The following is a 16338-nucleotide window of genomic DNA, read 5'->3' as shown; positions in this document are numbered from 1 at the left end:
AGACGTTTTTAACAGGGAGCCACGATGATTGACCTGAAGCAGGATGCCTTAACGATTGCACACTTCAATCAACAGTTTGATGCGTTGGTTGGCCGACACAAAGAGGCGGTGCTTGCAGCGTTCAACAACGAGCATCAGCGCATCATCAGCCGCCACTACCTGAACGTTCTGCGTGAGCTCTGCCAGCAGGGCTGTAGAAGTCTGCACGCCAAGGCGTTCTCCACGTTGGAGGCCCTGAGCCGCGTGATCATGGAGCAGTCTGCCAACCTGCTTTATGTCGGCATGGATGACGGCGCTAATGCGTTGGCACTGCTGCGCAGCAGCAAGCAATTGACCGTAGGCAGCGGCAGGAACTGGGCAACTTACTTGGATGCACAAGGTGCGCACAATCCTGCCGCGCGGGCGCGACAAGCGAGTGGCGAGGCCCAACTGGCGCTTTTCGACGAGCGCTACCCAGAGGCCGTAAGCTACCGCTACCCCCGAGGCGGACGCCTGTTCACGGCCCTGGGCTGGGAAAATCACTACCACGCCTTTTATTCGCCGCTGTGCGATTCCGTCCATAGCTATTCTGACGATATGTCGGCTCTGGTCGGTTTCGCCGACCTGTATGCGCAGTCCCCGCAGGAGGGCGAGCGCCTACTGCGCTACTGGAACAAAGAACGCCAGCGCCTGGCGACGTACCACTACGCGATAGCCCTCGGCCTGCGCGCCGAGGCGTTCAGCCGGTTGTTTAACCTGCTGCTTCCCGAAGTCGAAGATGACGCCGCCGAAGGCATCTTCAAACCATTGAATGACTTGATCATCCGCCACGACCGGTTTGATCACGACCGGTTGGATGAGATGAAAGATGACGGTGCGGTATTTGATGATTTTGCTATTCACACCTGATGTTGTTGCGCTTGGGTGAAGGCATCAAGAGCGCCGTCGGCGTTACGGTCGTGACCCGGTCCGTGCTTTGGCAACTGATACCAAACGCATGGCTGCGGCGAGTAACTTGCCGCAGGTGTTTGCGCTGATGACCGTGTGGGAAGCCGAGGGGTTGGTGGGACGTCAGTGTGCCGGCTGGCGGTGCAGCGAAGGAGTTGCTGAGGCTGGGGTTAGTGAGATGAAGGGACGGTGGTCTTACCCTTATTTACTAAAAAAAATCATAGTAAAGCGCCCATTCCCCCGTGACGGCGTGTTTCCAGAACATCAGGCTGCCACCGTCCACTACATTCAGATTGATTTTCGCGTCAGATGAAATTTGGAACACAAATTCGAAGCCTTCACCCGGATCAACGCCCGATTGGCAGAACGATGGGTAACCACCCATTTTGTGTTCATAAGTGTGGGTCACCATGTCGTAATAGCCCTTTATCTTGCCAGCGCGTTCCAGCTTGAGTATTTCGTCCTCAAGGTCAGACGGGACGCCGCCGCCATCCCACAGTGGAAAGTCCTCCGGTACCACTTCAGCCTTTAACGGGAATGGCTTGAGAAATGCGCCCCCCACCGGCAGAGTTTTACGCACCAGCACGTCATCCGGCCCATATTCGCGAATCAACCAGTTATCACCCATGGGCTCAAAACCCTCCGGAAACGGGTTTGAAATAAACAGCGTCAAGACGCGGACGTTGCCCAGCACCTGGCTGTTGAAGGGTAGGGCGGGCAAATAGAACTGTGCGTAGGGAAACAACGGTTCCCCGTTTTTATTGGTCGGAACGCCTTCGTCGGGGCGAAACAGGAAGACGTTGCCCAACCAGCTTTCTTCATCACTACCCACAGGGCGAAAGCCGCCAGCGATGAGTTTCAAGGCCGGGCGGGCCAGGCGTTGTTTGATTTCCTGAATAGTCATGGTGCTGAAGTCTGTGAAACGACTGTCCCCGAGCTTTTTTGAATCGAGTCGCGTACCCGTTGCCACTCATTCCAGCAGTCCTCGGCGACGATATCCGGATAGCCGCGCTGCTCTTCCATCGCCAGTGCAGTGCTGAAAGTCAGCGTCATACAGGTGGCTTGGTCCCGGATGTCACACACTTCAACTTCTGTGAGGGGCACGCCCTTTTTGTGCTCGGCTGCGGTGAGCACGGCCACAAGGGCCGGTACGAACACCAGGCAGAGTGGTTCGGTAGACATCGACTTTCTCCCTGAATGATTGGGGTAAATGGAGAGGGCACCCGCCCTGCAGGCGTTAACCAAAGCGCCAGTGTAAACGTGCTGATCTTCTCTTACGCGGGTTCTGGCAACCGCTCGCTCTCTGCGTATGAAAGCGCCTTGGCAATCGCGTCTCTTTGATTAATTTTTAACGGGTTCAAATGGCGTGAGGTGGTCTGAATCTCGCTCTTATAATCTTTCCGTCAGCTCAAATTCTTCTGCCACCAGTTCCATCGCCTCGTCGAACGAGCCTTCTCTTTGGAAAAAGTCTCTATGGCCTTGCTTCCAGTAGCTGAGGCTGAGATCCCCTTCGCCTTCCTTTTTTGCAAAATTATGATCCACGTCGCAGTAACGAATTATACGTAATGAAATAACTCTGATTACACACACGGGTTCACGTTTGCTGTTGAGGATGATGCTGTAACTGCCGAGGCTGGGTGACTCATGGTCGTGTTTGAAAGACGAAAATGAGCTACAGCTGGCTGTTTTTATTCCTTTAACAACAAGCTCTGCCAGTTCATCTGCCATTTCTGGAGAGTCCCCGAATTGCAATGCAATGGCTTCGGGGTACTTGATCTTTAAGTTATCAATCGTGGTCATGAATAAATCCCTATAAATCATGTCAATGACGACAGCGAATATGCATGAAATACCGACGGCACTGAGCTAACCATCAGGCTGGGCGCTCTTCATGTTCTAAACACCAGCGTATTTGGAAAGCTTGAAGGAATAACTATTGTTGAGAACGTTCCGTTGCTTGAGGGGGATTTTGAGGATTTGGCTATACAGTCCACAACAGTCCTGGTTGAAAAGCTGATGTGAGTATTTACGGAAAGCTCTTTTTTCGCAGACAGCAGCTCCCTGGGGCTGGTGTCTGCGAAACGCTCAGTGGCTTATGCGCTTCAGATGAGTGATGGCCAGGAAAATAGTTGGCCCATCAGGTGGCGTGGGTGCTCGATAGCAACCCAGCGCGTTCAGGTGGTGCACCACAACAGCGGCCAACTCCCACGCCATCCCCTCATCTTCGAGGGCTATCGCCTCTTCAGCGCCAAAGCATTCAGCGCCCGAGAGGGTCTGCAGTTGCTTGAGCGACAGTGCTTTTTCACGAAGCGCAGAAGGCACCGTGGGGTTGCTCCAGGCCCACATCCAACTGGAACGCTTGGGTGCGAACGAGCCGATGTTGAGGATGTGCGCTTCGACTGACAACCGGTCGTTCTCATCGAAGAATTGGAGAGTAGCGGTCTCCTGATCCAGCCACCAGCGAGCCATGTTGCCCAGCCCGTAATCACGATTGAGTTGCTCTTGCTTGTCCCTCAAGGCCGACATGGCTGTTTCCAGGAGGCTTTCAAAAGTTTGTTTCAGCATCGGTTCGTCCTTGGCTCTCTATTTAGACTTTTAGCAAATGTTTTTCCTGAAGCAGAGTCACTCATTCTCCTTGGTGAAGCAATCGCGGTGAAACAACGTTGATAGTCTTTTACAAGCGACCGGAATTAGCCGCTTTTGACTGATTGCTGCCCGCTGCAACTGCCCGCAACAACCCAAAACCAGCCCCTTTCCACCCAAACAGGTCTACCATGCCACCCCGGCAGTGGTTCTACGCATCACCGCCCTCCATTTTTTCAAGGTACCGCCAATGTCCATCGACCAAATCTCCCTTCCTAAAGGCGTAGGCCCTCACGCCACCAAGCTGCTCGACGCCATCACTGGCGCGTCCACCCACGAAGAACTCAACCGCGCTGGCGGCAAGGCCGAGGGTTTTGTGTTGGGGCTGGAGGCGTCCAAGGCCATCAAAAGCCAAATCGCCGAGTCGTTGTATGTGGCTTACGACGACGCGGCGAGCAATCGCGCTAGTGAATTGAAGGGCTAGTCATCAGCCAGGGCAGGGTGCTTCGCGGTCGAGGAGTTTGGCCGTGAGGAGCACGCCCAGTTCGCTCAGTTGATGAATGGCCAGCGCGATGTCGCGGTGTTTGCCGCTCAGGTCTTCGGACAGGTCGAGCAGTAGGGTGCTGACCGAGGTGAAGGTTTCGTAGCTGTTGGTGATCAGGGTTTCGGTGCTGGCGTTCTGGATGACGCAGAAGAGGGTGCTTGAATCCGGCGTGACGTTATTCATCTAGATATCCTGGAATGGGCCGCCACCTCGCCGCTACTAAACGGAATGGGTGGCAGCTGTGCGCAGGTTAGTAGACCGGTGGATATCTAAAGCCGGCGCGCCCGAGGACGCCCTACGCACAGCCACCATCAAGCACAGACGCAATGTCTGATTGATAACGCTCATGCACTTATAGATACCCGACTCAGGCTACTAAACCCGATCACTGAACAATTCAGCGACCGAGCAACCTTAGAGACGGCCACCCCCGCGCACAAGCCGGCGGATTCTGACGTACGCGTAGGCAAAGGAGCAAGGCAACGACGCTTTGTTGCGCACTTCCCGGCAAGTTCCTACAGGCAATGTCCTCCCCTCGTAAAAAAAACGCCGCCCTTCACAAAACCCTTTCTCGCGTTGTTATAAAGTTGGCCCTTGGATCTGCCTCGATCATCAAGGACCCGCCATGACATTGACCGTCAACACCCTGCTCGAACTGGCCATGGCCAACCCCATCAACGCTGAAATCACCGCGCGCCTGCCAGCCCTCGGCGTGGACCAATGCATGCTCACGGCAGGCTGCCTGTTTCAGGCGGTTTGGAACCATCAGTCGAATTTGCCTGCCGACCAGGGGGTGAAGGACTACGACGTTTTTTATTTTGATACCGACCTCTCCTACGAGGCGGAGGACAAGGTCATTCGTGCGGCCGAGGCGTTGTTTGAGGATTTGGGCGTAAACGTTGAGGTGAAGAATCAGGCGCGGGTTCATCTTTGGTATGGCCAGCGGTTTGGCCGGCCCTATCCGCAGTTGCACACGGCCAGGCAGGGCGTTGATCGCTATCTGGTGGCGGGCACGTGCATCGGGTTGGAGATTGAGACAGGCGAGGTGTATGCGCCGTATGGGTTGGAGGATGTGGCGCAAGGGGTGTTGCGGATTAATCCGCATCATCGGGAGCCGGAGCTGTTTGCGGTGAAGGCCCGCAGTTATCAGGCGCGGTGGCCCTGGCTCAGGATAGTGACGCCGGATCAGGCTTTTTAAAAAGCTGTCAGCACAGTTGCTCCGAGCGTGGATCGCAATGAACTTTTACCCGCGTGTTGGGCGTCCAAGTTTGAAATGATCAGCAAAGGACAGACGATGACCTTCTTTATTTTCCTGCTAGCCTGCGCCGCCGCCGCGAGTACCGGCATTATTTTCAAGCCGGGTGCGTGGTATGAATCCCTGGTAAAACCGAGCTTTACGCCGCCCAAATGGTTGTTCCCGGTGGCGTGGACGATCATTTATGTGCTGCTGGCCTGGGCCGGTTACCGGTTGAGCCTGATACCGGGCAGCCAGATGGTGCTGGCGCTGTGGGCGGCGCAGATTGCGTTGAATACGCTGTGGACGCCGGTGTTCTTCGGCGCGCATCGCCTGTTCGCGGGGATGGTGGTGATCGCGCTGCTTTGGGTGACAGTGGCGACCATGGTGGTGCTGGCCGTGCGCCTGGATTTGATCACGGGGTTGATCCTGTTTCCGTACCTGGTGTGGCTGAGTGTGGCGGCGGCGTTGAATTTTTCGATTTTGCGGAATAACCGTTGATGGCCCATACAACCTGGCCTGCCAGCGAGCCTGAGCTGGAGCAGATGCGCGCATTCAATAAAAAGCTCGCATGGATGCCGCGTTTTAAAATTCGCAACCGCGTCACGCCGCGCCTGATTCAGGCGCTGCTGCGCGTCAGTCAAAAGGTCAAAAAGCAACACCCGGCGCACACCCGGCTGGTCAGCGTGGGCGGGGTGCAAGTGCCGGTGCGTATTATGCGGCCAGCGGGTGAAGCCAAGGGCGTGGTGCTGGATATCCACGGCGGCGGCTGGGTGATTGGCAATGCGCAAATGGACGATGACCTGAACCTGGGCATGGTGCGCGCGTGCGACGTGGTGGTGGTGTCGGTGGATTATCGGTTGGCGGTGGACACGCCGGTTGAAGGGTTGATGGAAGACTGTCTGGCGGCTGCGCGTTGGTTGCTGAGTGAGCCCGAGTTTGCGCAGTTACCGGTGATTGTCGTCGGTGAGTCGGCAGGCGGGCACCTGGCGGCGGCGACGTTGCTGGCGTTGAAGCAATGGCCCGAATTGCTCGCGCGGGTGAGCGGGGCGGTGCTGTATTACGGGGTTTACGATTTGACCGGTACGCCCAGCGTGCGTGCGGCAGGGCCGGACACTCTGCTGCTGGACGGGCCAGGGATGGTTGAGGCACTGCGCATGCTGACGCCGGGGTTGAGTGATGAAGCACGTCAGCAGGCGCCGTTGTCACCGTTGTACGGTGATTTTACGGGGCTGCCGCCGGCGCTGATGTTTGTGGGGGCGCTGGACCCGTTGAAGGATGACACGCTGCTGCTGGCTGAGCGGTGGCCGTCGGCGCAGGCGCATTTGCTGCCGGAGGCTGCTCATGGGTTTATCCATTTTCCGGTGGCCATGGGCGCGGGGGTGTTGCGGTATAGCCGAGATTGGATCACGCAGCAGATCGATGCTTTCCATGCGGGTGGGAAGTCCTCGCAGGATTTTGCGAGGTAGCCTCAAACGGTCAGTACGTCAGCCCGTAGATTTCTTCCGTGTGGTCAATGAGTGTTCGTGGCAGCAGCCCCCTTTTTAGCGGGCCGCTTGCCACCACTCTAAATACCAGCCCTTTTCAGGTCTTTGGACTTCGGCGGTATATGGCTGATACCAGCCCGTTAAGGTCGAATACTGTCCCTGTGGCGAGCGGGCTTGCCCCGCGTTGGGCTGCGAAGCAGCCCCATAACCAGCGACCGAGGCGCATCTGACTCACCGCGTTCTTCCTTTCAGGGTCGCTTCGCAACCCAACGCGGGGCAAGCCCGCTCGCCACACAGTGCTTATCGCCTGTTCTACCTGACGACCTTGAAGCTATTTAAATTTCGCCGCAAGAACCGGATAGTCACCACTGCCAAGGTTGCCGCTTCATAAGCGCTCACCTCAATAGGCACTCCTCATGAACTTGCGCATCACCGGCCTCGCCCCGGACCCTTTCCGCCCACTGTTTGGCCTGCCCGATGCTGAACTCGCCGCGCGTGGCATCAGGCGTTATCGCGTCGACTGTCAGCCGGGCTTTCCTGATCGTATAGAAATGAAGGACGCCGAGGTGGGCGAAACGGTGTTGCTGCTCAACCATGTGTGCCAGCCTGCTGACACGCCGTACCGCGCGTCCCACGCGATTTTCATTCGGGAGTGGGCAACACAGGCCTACGATGCGGTAAATGAGGTGCCTGAGGTCATGCGCGTGCGGTTGCTGTCGCTGCGGGCGTTTTCGCAGGAGGGCATGATGCTGGACGCGGAGGTGGTGGAGGGGCGGGTGATGGAGCCTGTGATTGAGCGGATGCTGGCTGATCCGCAGGTCAGTTACATTCATGTGCACAATGCCAAGCAAGGGTGTTATTCGGGGCGGGTGGATCGGGCTTAGGGGAGTTGAACTAAAAAGCTGATCATCGAGTCAGGTTAATCAGGTGTTCTACTTCCATCATAAGGACTTCCCCATGCGCGAATTCACTCTGCATTACCTGTTCAATGGCGAGCCCCGCACCCATGTGTTTGAGCTCAAACAGCCTGAATTGGCCGTTCATGAGGCCGCGATGCATCTGCTGGCGCTGCACGTGGGCGATGCCGAGAACAGCCTGGTCATGCCGACGGCGGACGCTACTCCAGAGGAAATTGTGCAGAAGGCGCAGGGGTTGGGGATAAGCCAGATCAAGGTTGTATGAGCGCGCGGCCTGTCATTCGGGCGGCCACTGGCGCCGATATTCCTGAGGTGTTGACCTTTGTCTTGCAGGCCCGTGCCGAGCTTTTTCCGAAGCTCAGCGGCGCTGGAATGCCGGATGATTTGGCGCGGTTTGAGGCGGTCTATCTTGGTGGGGGCGGGACATTTCTGGTCGCCTGGGATGAGGGTCGGATCGTCGCGGCTGTCGGTTATTTGCCGTACGACGGGCGATTTCCCCAGCTCAACTACAGGGGTCGAAAGACGGCGGAAGTGGTGCGGCTGTTTGTGCTCCCGGCGTTGCGTCGTTTTGGTCTGGCGGGTGAGTTGTATCGTGCGCTGGAGGGAATGGCGCGGGCGGATGGGGTTGAGGTGATGTACCTGCACACTCATCCATTTCTGCCTGGGGCGATTGATTTCTGGGTTCGGCAGGGGTTCGACATTATCGACATCGAAGCTGATCCGGTGTGGCAGACAACCCATATGCAGCGGGTGCTGTAGTTCTCCAAGGGTGGGAGCTATGGTGTTTTGGACGTCTGTGGTCAGGTCGTTAGTTGGGGCGCAGCCGCAGTATTTGCGCGCCGTCGAACGGGTCTGTCAGGTAGTGCGCCTGCACGCCGAAGGTGTCTTGCAACCTCTGCGGTGTCAGCACTTCCAGCGGTTTGCCCAGCGCGACTAATTGCCCGCGATCGAGCACGGCCAAACGATCGCAGGTGAGCGCCTGATTCAGGTCATGCAGGGCAATCAGGGTGGTCACCGGCAGCGCTTGCACGCCTTTCAAAATGCCTAATTGATGCTGAATGTCCAGGTGATTAGTCGGCTCGTCCAGCAGCAAAATCTGTGGCCGTTGCGCCAGCGCGCGGGCGATGTGGACGCGTTGGCGTTCGCCGCCGGAGAGGCTGCGCCAGGCTCGTTGGCTCAGGTGGGTGGCGTCCACGTCATGCAAGGCTTGACGCACGATGGCGTCGTCTTCGCCAGACCACGGGCTGAGTGCCGACAACCATGGTGTGCGGCCCAACGCCACGGCGTCGAACACGCGAATGGCGTCGTCGGTATCAGCCTGTTGTTCCACCACCGCGAGTTGTTGCGCGATGGCGCGGCGGGACAAATCACCCAGGCGCCGCCCCCCCAACCGCACTTCGCCGGATGCGGGCGCGCGCAACCCGGCGAGCAACTTGAGCAGGGTGGATTTGCCCGAGCCGTTCGGCCCGACAATCCCCAGGGTCTCGCCCGATTCAATGTCCAGGTGAACATCGCGCAGCAATTCAGCCTCACGCACCTTGAAGCCCAGCCCGCGGCAACTCAGCACACTCATCGCGCATTCCTCCGGCCAATCAGGATCAGCGCAAACACCGGTGCACCGACCAGTGCGGTCACCACACCGACCGGAATCACCTGGCCCTTGATCAGCGTGCGCGACAGCACGTCCGCCGCAATCAAAAACAACGCGCCGCCCAATGCGCTGGCGGGTAACAGGCGCGAATGCCCGGTGCCCAGCAGCAGGCGCACGGCATGCGGAATCACCAGACCCACAAAGCCGATAGAGCCGACAATCGACACCATCACCGCCGTCACCAGCGCCGCGCAACCCACCAGTACGAACTGCACGCGGCGCACCGGAATGCCCAGGGACGCCGCCGAGTCAGTGCCGAAGGTAAACGCATCCAGCGCGCGACGGTGCCACAGGCACACCGCCAAACCCGCCACCGCCACCGGCACCGCCAGCCACACCGACGGCCAGCGCACGCCGCTGAGGTTGCCCAGCAGCCAGAACATGATGCCGCGTGCCTGCTCGGAACTGGCCGACTTGGTGATCAGGAACGCAGTCAGCGCGTTGAACAGCTGCGAACCGGCGATGCCCGCGAGGATGACCTGGCCGGTGCCGCTGGAGGAGCCGCTGGCCCGCGCCAGTAAAATCACCAAGGCGAACGCCGCCATGGCGCCGACAAACGCACCTGCCGACAGTGAAACCAAACCGCCGCCCACGCCGATCAGCGCTACTAACACCGCGCCGGTCGACGCGCCGGCGCTGATGCCCAGCAGGTACGGATCGGCCAGCGGGTTGCGCAACAACGACTGCAGGATCACCCCGCACGTCGCCAGCCCGGCCCCGCACGCGGCGGCGACCAGGGCGCGGGTCAGGCGGTAGTTCCACACCACGCCTTCGTCGATCGGGTCGAGCACATACCCGGCGGCCCACAGTTTGTTGGCGAGCACTTGCAGCACCACCTGTGGCGAGATGGCGGTTTCGCCGATAGCGACGCCGGCGAGGACGGCCGCCAGCAGCAGCGCGAGGGCGAGTAGGCTGCGCATCATTTCGGCAGGTCGTAGCCGTCGATGGCCGTGGCCAGTTGTTCGAGGCCGTCGAACATGCGGATGCTGGCCTGCAACGCGAGGGCGTCGAGGATGATGATGCGGTTGTGTTTGACGGCGTCCATGTTGCGGGTCACTGGGTCGCTGCGCAGGAAGGCGAGTTTCTTTTCATGGTCGTCGGCCGGGTAGCGGCGACGGTCCATGCGTGCGATGACGAGGAAGGTAGGGTTGGCCTTGGCGATGGTTTCCCAGCCGACGGCGGGCCACTCTTCATCGGACTGCACCACGTTGTGCAGGCCGAGGGTTTCGAGCATGAATTGCGGAATGCCTTTATGGCCCGCCACGTACGGGTCGCTGGCCATCTCGGAACTGGAGAACCACACCAGTGCGCTGGCCTGCTTGAGGCCTTTGCTGTGCACGGTGGCGACGGAGTTGGCCAGGCGGGTCTTGAGTGCATCGTTCAGTTGCTGGCCGCGATCCTGTACGTCGAAAATCTCGGCCAGTTGGCTGATGCTCTTGTAGATCGTCGAGATGCGAAACGGCTCCAGCCGGGTGCCGTCGGCGCCGACCAGGTTGTCTTTGCCTTCGCAGTCGGAGGGCAGCAAATAGGTGGGGATTTTCAGCTCGTGGAACTGCTCGCGGGTGCCCACTACGCCCTGCGGGCCCACTACCCATTCCAGCTCGGCGGCCACCAGTTGCGGGCGCTTGGCGATGACGGCTTCGAAGCTGGGCTCGTTATCAGCCAGGCGCTCGATGTTATCGTTCTGCGCCTTGAATTGGGGCAGCACGCTGTTGAACCACAGCGAGGTGCCGACCACCTTGTCGGCCACGCCCAGTGCGTAGAGCATTTCAGTGGCGGCCTGGCCAATGGTAACGCTGCGCGCTGGCGCTGCCTGGAAGGTCAGCGTGCTGCCACAGTTCTGCACGGTCAGCGGGTAGTGAGTCGGGGCCGCGTGGGCCAGGGCACAGAAGCCCAGGCCGGTGAGCAGGGCGGTAACGCGTGGCAGCATGGGGAGATCTCCGTGGACCGTACGTGAAGCTGGGGAGGTACGGTTGGGAAATCCACCCTCAAACGCTGCGGTTGTAGCAGGCGAGGACGTCCTTCCCGGACACCCCGCCGGTTAGTGAGTTACTGGGCCGGCAGGTCTCCTGACTGATGCGTCGTCGCCACGCTCCGGCCTTCCCGAGCAAGGCTCAGTGGCGTGTTGGAGCAGGCTCAGCACCTACAGTTGCGGGGGCAGTTTCGATTGACGTCGCGGGCGGCGTTTCGAATTCCCTATTAGTCCCGTTTGGGAACCGGCGCGGTATGGTAGTCGATCGGGCCGGGCAGGGGGAGCCTCAAAGGCCCGCAAACCAGCTGCTTTAGCCTGCGGGGTCTCTATCTGCTGATAGAGGGTGTAGGCTAAGGGACTGTTCATCAGATATTAGTCAGTCATGTCCACGCTTAGCGAAGAGAGCCGCCGGATCGTAGCTTCTCTGGCGCACCGTGTTGGTCCGCACGCTGACACTGCAAGCATCGCCGAGGCGATTGTGTCGATTTTGCAGGATATGGGCGCTGCACTTGCCCCCATCATCGGCCAGCAGGGAGTTGCCGCGCTGTACCGCCGCAGCCTCCATCTGTGCGTCTCTAACCATCCACGCCTGGCCCGCACCTATGACGGTGTGCTGGCCACGATGGACCTGATTGCCCTCAAATCCGTACTCGTAGAACAAAACCAAACCGATGCGCTGTTTTTCGGTGAGGCGTTGCTGACGAGCCTCTACGAGCTACTGACCACGCTGATCGGGCCCTCACTCACCGCGCGTTTGCTTGCTGACGTGTGGCTGCCTTCTTCGAGCGACACCTCTTCGCAGGAAATTTCGCCATGAGCACCAAAGTGACTATCAACCGTCTTGCCACGGGCGTGCCAGGACTGGACGAGGTCCTGGGCGGCGGCTTGCCGGAGTTTTCGTTCAACCTGATTGCCGGCCCGCCGGGCTGCGGCAAGACCACCCTGGCGCATCAGATGATGTTTGCCCTGGCAACGCCGGAGCGTCCGGCGCTGTTCTTTACCGTGCTGGGTGAGCCGCCGCTGAAAATGCTGCGCTATCAGCAGCAATTCGATTTCTTCGACAATGAAACAATCAACCATTCAATTCGCTATATCAACCTGGCCAGCGACACGCTGGCAGGCGATTTGGATGAGGTGTTGCGGCGCATCGTCAGCGAGGTGGAGAAATATTCACCGGCGCTGGTGTTTGTCGACTCGTTCCGCTCCGTGGTGCTGGCCAGCCAGACTCAGGACAACCCCAACAACAACTTGCCGCAGTTCGTTCAGCAACTGGGCATGTTGATGACCACCTGGCAGGCGACCACCTTCCTGATCGGCGAATATTTCACCGAAACCGACACCAACCCGATTTTCACCGTGGCCGACGGCTTGATCTGGCTGCGCCAAAGCGTTGAGCGCAACTCGATGGTGCGCAAGATGGAAATCATGAAGATGCGTGGCCAGCCAACATTGCCGGGGCTGCACACCTTCCGTATTGCCACCTCGGGCATCAAGGTATTCCCGCCGGCCGCGCGCGACCCGTCAGTTGAATCGCCGCCGACGTTCCCGATCAAACGGCTGAAAATGGGCGTGCCCAAACTCGATGAGATGCTTGGCGGCGGCCTGCCTCGGGGCTATTCGTTGCTGGTGGCCGGGCCTTCGGGTTCGGGCAAGAGTATTTTGGCGTCGACCTTTTTGGCCGAAGGCGCGCGCAATGGGGAAACCGGGGTGATTGCGGTGTTTGAGCAGCGCCCCAACCATTCGCAAAACCCTCAATTGGCGACGTTGATCGAAAACGATCAGGTCGGCCTGGTGGACAGCCGCGCGCCGGACCTGTCTATCGATGAAATCGTGCAATTGCTGCTCAGCGAAATCAGCCGCTTGAAGGCGACGCGCGTGGTGATCGACTCGCTGTCAGGCTTTGAACTGGCACTGGCGCCGACCTTTCGCGCGGATTTTCGCGAGTCGCTGTCGCGCATGGTTACCGCGCTCACCGGGGCCGGGGTCAGCGTATTGATGACCTCGGAGCTGGAAGACCGCTACACCGACTTGCGTTTCAGCCCTTACGGCACCGCCTTTTTAACCGACGCAATCATCGTGCAGCGCTATATCGAGGTCGAGAGCCGTCTGCTGCGCATCATGGCGGTGGTCAAGGTGCGCGCCAGTGCCCACTCCGACGAGCTGCGCCAGTACCACATCGACGACAACGGCCTGCAAATTCGCGACATGCTGCCCGAGCAGGAAGGCTTGTTGGGTGGTCGGCCGACCAAGCAGGTGCCCGCCATTGCGGTGACAGGAGATAAACATGTATGAGCCTGACTCATGAGTGAAAACGGCGGCAAGAATGAGCGTGCGCTGAACACTGCGGCCCACGAACTCTTCCTGCTTGGCCAAAAAACCGTTGAAGCCCGCGCCGTATTGGCCGCCCTGCAACAGCAACTCACGGATGCCAGCGATCGTCTGGTGGACACTCAGCACATAGAGGAAGTGATCGAGGCCAATCAGCAACTGGTGCTGGCGATGCTGTTGGCGCAATCCGACGCCGCAGCGCCTCCGCGCCTGGAGGAACAACGCTTGTACCAAGAGCTGCGCGAAGCGAATGCGCAGTTGGTCATCGCTGCGCTCAGCGCCCAAGACCTTCAGGCCACCGCTGAAAGTGCGCTGGGCCAGCAGAAAAGCATCCTGGCGATGGTGGCGCACGAGCTGCGTAACCCGTTGACGCCAATCAGCATGATCGCCGAACGCATGGTTCGGCTGCCGAGCGACCAGCTACCGCGGATGCGCGAGCTGATCGAGGGGCAAGTGCAGCATATTTCGCAGTTGGTCGATGACCTGTTGGACGTGTCCCGGGTGAGTACGGGCAAGCTGCGGATCAACTGCCGTGACGTCGATATGCTGCAAATCCTGAGGGACGCGATTGACGCCTGTAGCCCGGTCATGCACGCCAAACAGCAGCATTTCACGGCGCAGTTGCCGGAGGGTGTGGTGATGATCAGCGGTGACCCCATTCGCCTCGCGCAGATTCTGCATAACCTGTTGGCCAACTCTGCCAAGTACACCCAGGTGGCGGGCAGCATTGAGTTGTCTGCAAAGGTTGAGGCGCAGACGTTGAAGATCAGCATCTGCGACAACGGCATTGGCGTATCGGCCAAATCGCTGCCGTACATCTTCGACCCGTATGTGCAGGACGAACATGCCATCGGGTTTAACGGCTCGGGCCTGGGGATTGGCTTGACCGTGGTTCGCGAACTGGTAGAAGCCCATGGCGGCAAAGTAACCGCCACCAGCGAGGGCCACGGGAAGGGGAGTGAGTTTGTGGTGAGGCTGCCGCTGTTGTGACTTGCAGGGTTGCCGTGGCGAGCAGCTTTCCTGTGCTGAGCAGGCTCTCTCTGTGGCGAGCGGGCTTCCTGTGGCAGCCGGACTTGCTGTGGCGAGCGGGCTTGCCCCGCGTTGGGCTGCGAAGCGGCCCCAGAACCTGACAATGCGGTCTGTCTGAACGAGCGCGGTGGCCTTGATGGGGCCGCTTCGCAGCCCAACGCGGGGCAAGCCCGCTCGCCACAACAAGCCCGGCTTGCCAAAGCCCACTCCCCCCATTTTAGTCACTAGGCCAAAGCCTCCACGCCTGGCTTACTTGCGATCCAGCCACACCGTCTGTGCATTGCAGAATTCCCGCACGCCAAAGTGCGACAACTCCCGCCCAAACCCGCTTTTCTTCACGCCACCAAACGCCACCCGAGGGTCGGATACGCTGAACGCGTTGACGAATACCCCGCCGGTTTCCAGCTGATCGGCAATATCACGCGCCTTCGCCGAATCTGTGGTGAAGATGCTTGCCGTGAGGCCGAACTCGCTGTCATTCGCCAGCGCCACCGCGTGGTCGGCGTCGCGGGCGGTGATGATCGAGGCCACGGGGCCGAACAGTTCCTGTTTGAACGAAGTCATCTGGTCGGTAACGCCGGCCAGCACGGTCGGCGCGTAGTAGTTGCCGGCGCCGGGTACTTTATTGCCGCCCAGCAATAGGGTCGCGCCTTCTTCGAGGGTGGCCTGGACTTGGCCGTGCAGCTCGTCGCGCAAATCGAAGCGGGCCATTGGGCCGATGTAAGTGGCGGCCGAGGTCGGGTCGCCCATCACCAGCGCGCGGCTGGCCTCGAGGAATTTGGCAGTGAAGGCCTCTGCCACACCGGCCTCGATGATCAGGCGCTTGGCGGCGGCGCAGACCTGGCCGCTGTTCTGGAAGCGACCAATCAATGCGGCCTGCACGGCGGCGTCGAGGTCGGCATCGTTGAGTACGATGAACGGGTCGGAGCCGCCCAGTTCCAGCACGCATTTTTTCAGCGCGGCACCGGCCTGGGAGCCGATGGCGATACCGGCGCGCACGCTGCCGGTCAGGGTCACGGCGGCGACGCGAGGGTCGGCGATGGCGCTGGATACGCCGTCCTGGGTCAGGTTGAGCACTTCAAAAATGCCTTCAGCGAAACCGGCTTTGTGGAAGGCTTGTTGGATCAGGTAGGCGCTGCCCATCACGTTCGGCGCGTGTTTGAGCAGGTAGGTGTTGCCAGCGAGCAGGGTCGGCACCGCCCCGCGCAGCACTTGCCACACCGGGAAATTCCACGGCATCACCGCGAGAATCGGGCCCAGCGGGCGGTATTCGATGTGCGCGGTACCGTTGTCCACCAGCGTGGGTTCCGGGGCGAGCATGGCCGGGCCGTGGGCCGCGTACCACTCGCTGAGTTGCGCGCATTTTTCGATTTCGGCACGGGCCTGGGCGATAGGTTTGCCCATTTCCAGGGTAATCATCTGCGCCATGTCTTCTGCTTGATCACGCAGCGCAGCAGCCAGGGCCAGCAGTAATTCGGCGCGCTGGCCCACCGGCTGGCGGCGCCAGGTACGGTAGGCGCCGGTGGCGCGGTTGAGGGCGGTGTTCAGTTGCGCCTCGGTTTCGTAGGGGTAGCTGCCGACGGTTTCGCCAGTGGCCGGGTTGATCGAGAGAGCGTGGGTAGTCGCGTTCATGGCACCGTCCTGCTGAGTGATTCAAGTTGAGTTC

19 protein-coding genes, 1 pseudogene and 1 riboswitch are annotated in these 16338 nt (G+C 59.7%); of the genes and pseudogenes, 11 read left to right on the top strand and 9 right to left on the bottom strand.

What is annotated here, in order from left to right; translation table 11 throughout:
- Window positions 1-24: 24 nt before the first annotated feature.
- The gene (locus ACP7A2_RS02190) at window positions 25-888 is read left to right on the top strand and encodes a hypothetical protein (protein WP_426132891.1); all 864 of its coding nucleotides are present in this window, start codon (window positions 25-27) and stop codon (window positions 886-888) included.
- A gap of 247 nt (window positions 889-1135) precedes the next feature.
- Here the strand turns inward: ACP7A2_RS02190 and ACP7A2_RS02185 are convergent, their stop codons facing one another.
- The 4 genes from ACP7A2_RS02185 to ACP7A2_RS02170 all read right to left on the bottom strand — a co-directional run bounded on the left by ACP7A2_RS02185 (window position 1136) and on the right by ACP7A2_RS02170 (window position 3492).
- Window positions 1136-1831, bottom strand: coding sequence for a DUF1963 domain-containing protein (locus tag ACP7A2_RS02185; RefSeq protein ID WP_426132890.1), 696 nt, complete (start codon window positions 1829-1831; stop codon window positions 1136-1138).
- Window positions 1828-2109, bottom strand: a complete 282-nt coding sequence (locus ACP7A2_RS02180; protein WP_426132889.1) for a hypothetical protein — start codon at window positions 2107-2109, stop codon at window positions 1828-1830. Before ACP7A2_RS02180 ends, ACP7A2_RS02185 begins: the two co-directional genes overlap by 4 nt.
- Window positions 2110-2316: 207 nt before the next feature.
- Complete coding sequence (locus tag ACP7A2_RS02175) at window positions 2317-2727, bottom strand: ASCH domain-containing protein (RefSeq protein WP_426132888.1); 411 nt, start codon at window positions 2725-2727, stop codon at window positions 2317-2319.
- A gap of 285 nt (window positions 2728-3012) precedes the next feature.
- Window positions 3013-3492 carry a DUF6882 domain-containing protein gene (locus ACP7A2_RS02170; RefSeq protein WP_426132887.1) on the bottom strand — a complete coding sequence of 160 codons (480 nt, stop codon included), beginning with the start codon at window positions 3490-3492 and terminating at the stop codon, window positions 3013-3015.
- 268 nt (window positions 3493-3760) lie between these two features.
- Between ACP7A2_RS02170 and ACP7A2_RS02165 the strand changes: the two genes are divergently transcribed.
- Window positions 3761-3994, top strand: coding sequence for a hypothetical protein (locus ACP7A2_RS02165; protein WP_426132886.1), 234 nt, complete (start codon window positions 3761-3763; stop codon window positions 3992-3994).
- A gap of 3 nt (window positions 3995-3997) precedes the next feature.
- Here ACP7A2_RS02165 and ACP7A2_RS02160 read toward each other — a convergent pair whose 3' ends face one another.
- Entirely contained in the window at window positions 3998-4237 is a 240-nt protein-coding gene (locus tag ACP7A2_RS02160) for a DUF6124 family protein (protein ID WP_426132885.1), read from the bottom strand.
- Window positions 4238-4679: 442 nt separating this feature from the next.
- Here ACP7A2_RS02160 and ACP7A2_RS02155 point away from each other — a divergent pair, with 442 nt between their 5' ends.
- From ACP7A2_RS02155 to ACP7A2_RS02130, 6 genes are all read left to right on the top strand, one after another.
- The gene (locus tag ACP7A2_RS02155) at window positions 4680-5252 is read left to right on the top strand and encodes a nucleotidyltransferase family protein (protein ID WP_426132884.1); all 573 of its coding nucleotides are present in this window, start codon (window positions 4680-4682) and stop codon (window positions 5250-5252) included.
- A gap of 96 nt (window positions 5253-5348) precedes the next feature.
- Entirely contained in the window at window positions 5349-5789 is a 441-nt protein-coding gene (gene tspO / locus ACP7A2_RS02150; protein ID WP_426132883.1) for a tryptophan-rich sensory protein TspO, read from the top strand.
- On the top strand, window positions 5789-6757 hold the full coding sequence (locus ACP7A2_RS02145) for an alpha/beta hydrolase fold domain-containing protein (protein WP_426132882.1): 969 nt from the start codon (window positions 5789-5791) through the stop codon (window positions 6755-6757). Before tspO ends, ACP7A2_RS02145 begins: the two co-directional genes overlap by 1 nt.
- Before the next feature lie 434 nt (window positions 6758-7191).
- Window positions 7192-7659, top strand: coding sequence for a DUF1203 domain-containing protein (locus tag ACP7A2_RS02140; RefSeq protein WP_426132881.1), 468 nt, complete (start codon window positions 7192-7194; stop codon window positions 7657-7659).
- 73 nt (window positions 7660-7732) lie between these two features.
- The gene (locus ACP7A2_RS02135) at window positions 7733-7957 is read left to right on the top strand and encodes a hypothetical protein (RefSeq protein WP_426132880.1); all 225 of its coding nucleotides are present in this window, start codon (window positions 7733-7735) and stop codon (window positions 7955-7957) included.
- On the top strand, window positions 7954-8451 hold the full coding sequence (locus ACP7A2_RS02130) for a GNAT family N-acetyltransferase (protein ID WP_426132879.1): 498 nt from the start codon (window positions 7954-7956) through the stop codon (window positions 8449-8451). Before ACP7A2_RS02135 ends, ACP7A2_RS02130 begins: the two co-directional genes overlap by 4 nt.
- A gap of 49 nt (window positions 8452-8500) precedes the next feature.
- Here ACP7A2_RS02130 and ACP7A2_RS02125 read toward each other — a convergent pair.
- From ACP7A2_RS02125 to ACP7A2_RS02115, 3 genes and pseudogenes are all read right to left on the bottom strand, one after another.
- Window positions 8501-9172: pseudogene (locus ACP7A2_RS02125) on the bottom strand (ABC transporter ATP-binding protein); the annotation flags it as partial.
- 89 nt (window positions 9173-9261) lie between these two features.
- Window positions 9262-10266, bottom strand: coding sequence for an iron ABC transporter permease (locus ACP7A2_RS02120; RefSeq protein ID WP_348060989.1), 1005 nt, complete (start codon window positions 10264-10266; stop codon window positions 9262-9264).
- Window positions 10263-11273, bottom strand: coding sequence for an ABC transporter substrate-binding protein (locus ACP7A2_RS02115; RefSeq protein WP_426132878.1), 1011 nt, complete (start codon window positions 11271-11273; stop codon window positions 10263-10265). The genes ACP7A2_RS02120 and ACP7A2_RS02115 overlap by 4 nt, the downstream gene beginning before the upstream one ends.
- Window positions 11274-11385: 112 nt before the next feature.
- Window positions 11386-11579, bottom strand: a riboswitch (cobalamin riboswitch).
- 118 nt (window positions 11580-11697) lie between these two features.
- Here ACP7A2_RS02115 and ACP7A2_RS02110 point away from each other — a divergent pair.
- From ACP7A2_RS02110 to ACP7A2_RS02100, 3 genes are read left to right on the top strand one after another with little or no spacing between them, the layout of a single operon-like run.
- Window positions 11698-12132: a hypothetical protein gene (locus tag ACP7A2_RS02110; protein ID WP_426132877.1), complete on the top strand. Its 435-nt coding sequence runs from the start codon at window positions 11698-11700 to the stop codon at window positions 12130-12132.
- Window positions 12129-13607: an RAD55 family ATPase gene (locus tag ACP7A2_RS02105; RefSeq protein ID WP_426132876.1), complete on the top strand. Its 1479-nt coding sequence runs from the start codon at window positions 12129-12131 to the stop codon at window positions 13605-13607. The genes ACP7A2_RS02110 and ACP7A2_RS02105 overlap by 4 nt, the downstream gene beginning before the upstream one ends.
- A gap of 9 nt (window positions 13608-13616) precedes the next feature.
- Window positions 13617-14633 (top strand): sensor histidine kinase, encoded by a 1017-nt coding sequence (locus tag ACP7A2_RS02100; protein ID WP_426132875.1) that lies wholly within the window; start codon window positions 13617-13619, stop codon window positions 14631-14633.
- Between the two features lie 288 nt (window positions 14634-14921).
- Here ACP7A2_RS02100 and ACP7A2_RS02095 read toward each other — a convergent pair whose 3' ends face one another.
- A complete protein-coding gene (locus ACP7A2_RS02095; protein ID WP_426132874.1) occupies window positions 14922-16304 on the bottom strand; it encodes an aldehyde dehydrogenase family protein in 1383 nt (460 codons plus the stop codon).
- Between the last annotated feature and the right edge of the window lie 34 nt (window positions 16305-16338).

The organism is Pseudomonas sp. PWP3-1b2, from assembly GCF_049896045.1.
In the GTDB taxonomy this organism is placed as follows: domain Bacteria; phylum Pseudomonadota; class Gammaproteobacteria; order Pseudomonadales; family Pseudomonadaceae; genus Aquipseudomonas; species Aquipseudomonas antarctica_B.
Note: the sequence above shows the minus strand (reverse complement) of the source record. Positions and strands in the feature narration are given on the sequence as shown.